The sequence below is a fragment of the Pedococcus sp. P2_E2 genome, from assembly GCF_056403955.1.
In genome coordinates this window covers 1-2911 of the sequence record NZ_JBFUEM010000019.1, presented here as the reverse complement: position 1 = coordinate 2911, position 2911 = coordinate 1, and the positions used below count along the sequence as shown (strand labels likewise).

Sequence of the window (2911 nt, the reverse complement as noted above, 5' to 3'; positions counted from 1 at the left end):
CTTCGTTCGCTCATCAGCTGTCCGGTGGGATGGCGCAGCGGGTGATGATCGCGGCGGCGTTGTCGGCGGACCCGGAGCTCGTGATCGCGGACGAGCCCACGACGGCTCTGGATGTGACGGTGCAGGCGCAGATCCTGGACCTGTTGAGGCGCAAGCGGGATGAGTCGGGGTTGTCGATCCTGCTGATCACCCATGACCTGGGCATCGTGTCGTCGATGGCGGACAGGGTCGCGGTGATGTATGCCGGTCGGATCGTGGAGGAGGGTGCCACCCGGGACATCTTCGAGGACCCGCAGCACCCGTACACGGAGGCGTTGTTGAAGGCGTCGCTGCTCCAGGCCGAGCGCGGCAAGCTGTTCACCATCCCCGGGTCGGTGGCTCAGGCGCGGGCGATGGGACACGGCTGTCGGTTCCTGCCGCGGTGCGCGAAGGCGGCCGCGCTGGGGATCAGTGAGACCTGTCAGGGCGCCGARCCSACGCTGCACACCTGTGGGGAACACGAGCACCACAGCCGCTGCTATGCGGCTCCTGAGCATGCGGAGGCAGGATGAGCGCCATGGCGGTGACGGAGGAGGTCCCGCAGCGGCAGGAGGGTACGCAGTCGCTGCTGGTTCTCGATGGTGTGGTCAAGCATTACCCTGCCGGCCGAGGCAAGGTGGTGCATTCGGTGGACGGGGTGTCGCTCGGGGTCCGGCGGGGGGAGGTCCTGGGTCTTGTGGGTGAGTCCGGGTGCGGGAAGTCGACGCTGGCCCGGACCATCCTGCGCGCGGTGACGCTCGACAGCGGCAGCGTCGTCTTCGACGGCGAGGACATCTCCCGGGTCAGGGGCACGCGGCTCAAGAAGCTCCGCAGCTCGATGCAGTTCGTCTTCCAGGACCCGTACGGCGCCTTCGACCCCAAGATGCGGCTCGGCACCAGCCTTGACGCGCCGTTGCGCCACCACGGGATGAGCAACAAGGCCGAACGGGCGGACCGGATCGCCGAGATGCTCAACCGGGTCGGGCTGGAGACGGACATCCTCGACCGGTTGCCCCGGGAGTGCTCCGGTGGTCAGCTGCAGCGGCTGGTCATCGCTCGAGCGTTGCTCCTGAAGCCCAAGTTCCTGATTTGTGACGAGCCGACGTCGGCCCTGGATGCCTCGATCCGGGCCCAGATCCTGAACCTGCTGGTGGAGCTGAAGGACGAGCTCGACCTGACCCTGGTGCTGATTTCCCACGACCTGCGGGTGGTGCGTTACCTGTGCGACCGGGTGGCCGTGATGTATCTGGGGCAGATCGTGGAGATCGCCCCGCGGGAGGAGCTGTTCACCAACCCGCGCCACCCGTACACCCGAGTGCTGCTGGCCGCCTCACTGGCTGAGGAAAACGGCTCCGATGCGATCATCACCCAGCTCAAGGGCGAGCCGCCCAGTCCGATCGACCCCCCGTCAGGGTGTCGTTTCCATCCCCGCTGTCCCTTGGCCCAGGACATCTGCCGTACCACCGAGCCGCCGACCGCCCAGGCCGGCGAGGACCACCTCACCAGCTGCCACTTCTGGGCCGAGCTGCCGAGCATTGCCGGGCCCTCGACGCCAGCTTTCTAGAGCATCAGATGGTGTACCCCATCGAGCCCCTCGACGAGGGTCACGTCGGTGCCGCGTGGAGCACCTCGCCGGCAGCCCTTGCTTGTGACGCGCAATCTACAGAGGAACGCATCCAACAGACCCCCGGCCGATCATCGCGGTCCTATGTCCAACCGACGGCACGCGGCCGCCGGAATGACGGCCATCGGGATGCGCGCCGAAGTGCGATACGTCGCCGCGACCGGGCTGAGCCGCCACGCTTGCTGACGCCCAAGCGCAATTCTTGTGGGACTTCTTCTCACCCGCCCTGCACACCTGGAGCAGGACAGGGGCCATGGAGTGGATCCACGTCGGCTGCTGGTGTGGACACGCTGATGTTCGACGAACTAGCCGCTTCCGACATCGTCGTCACCAACGCCCGCGGCATCGTAGACCGTCCCCATCGCGGAGTACGTCCTGGGATTGATCTTGGCCTTCGCCAAGGAAATGCATCGAAGCAACGACCTCCAGTTGCGGCGCGAGTGACGGCACTGCGAAACACGCACAGTCGCGGCGAGCACCGCACTGGTTGTCGGCACAGGGTCAATCGGCAGAGTAGTCACACGGCTTCTGCGGGCGGTCGGCACGGATGTCAATGGCGCTGGGAGAACCGCGCTTAACGACGACCCCGACTTCGGCCGAGTCGTCGCGAGCGCCGAACTGGTCAACTATGTCGGCGGCGCGGACCGTCTCGTGATCGTCGCGCCGCTCACAGAGGCCCGCGCGCGTTGGTCAACGGCAAGGTGATCGCGGCACTCAAGCCAGGCAGCCACATCATCAACGTCGGCGGAAGCCAACAAGACGCTGGCATTACGCTCACCGGAAAGCGTATTGACCCGCAGCCAGGCATCGTCACCCTCAAGGCCGAAGACGCTGCGCCGTACCGTGACCAGCGACCACGATGACGAACCGCATGCGCACGGCTTCGACAAAGAGGTCGAGCTCACAGCAGGCAAGCCGACCACACTCGACCTGCGCACGACACAGCCTGGCACGTACGAGGTGGAGACCCACACCCCGAGCTGCGCATGTTCACGATCGTCGTCACAGCTGATATGTAGCGACTTCCTGTCAAGAGGGCAGGGCGAGGCGCCGTCCGGATGGCTTTCCGGGCGGCGCCTCTGTGTTGGCTCATGGACCTGCCTGGGCGAGCGTGTCGTTGGCGACGCACGGTCAGGCTGATATGCGCGGGTTGAATACCGCAGGACGGGCTGTTCGGCTGGAGCGGTACCGCGTGTCTAGGATCGAGCGTCGCGCCGGGATGCGAGTCCTGTTGCTGCTCATAGCTGTTCCTGCTCATAGCTGTTCCGC

3 protein-coding genes and 1 pseudogene are annotated in these 2911 nt (G+C 66.0%); all 4 read left to right on the top strand.

Features of this window, described 5'->3' with window-relative positions; all coding sequences use genetic code 11:
- Nucleotides 1-551, top strand: a 551-nt coding sequence (locus tag AC1DWR_RS19835) for an oligopeptide/dipeptide ABC transporter ATP-binding protein (protein ID WP_477625033.1), incomplete at its 5' end; no start/stop codon positions are given.
- A gap of 5 nt (nt 552-556) precedes the next feature.
- Entirely contained in the window at nt 557-1582 is a 1026-nt protein-coding gene (locus AC1DWR_RS19830) for an ABC transporter ATP-binding protein (protein WP_477625032.1), read from the top strand.
- Between the two features lie 525 nt (nt 1583-2107).
- Nucleotides 2108-2347, top strand: a pseudogene (locus tag AC1DWR_RS19825) (NAD(P)-dependent oxidoreductase); the annotation flags it as partial.
- A complete protein-coding gene (locus AC1DWR_RS19820; protein WP_477625031.1) occupies nt 2329-2505 on the top strand; it encodes a hypothetical protein in 177 nt (58 codons plus the stop codon). The pseudogene AC1DWR_RS19825 and the gene AC1DWR_RS19820, both read left to right, overlap by 19 nt.
- The last annotated feature ends 406 nt before the right edge of the window (nt 2506-2911 follow it).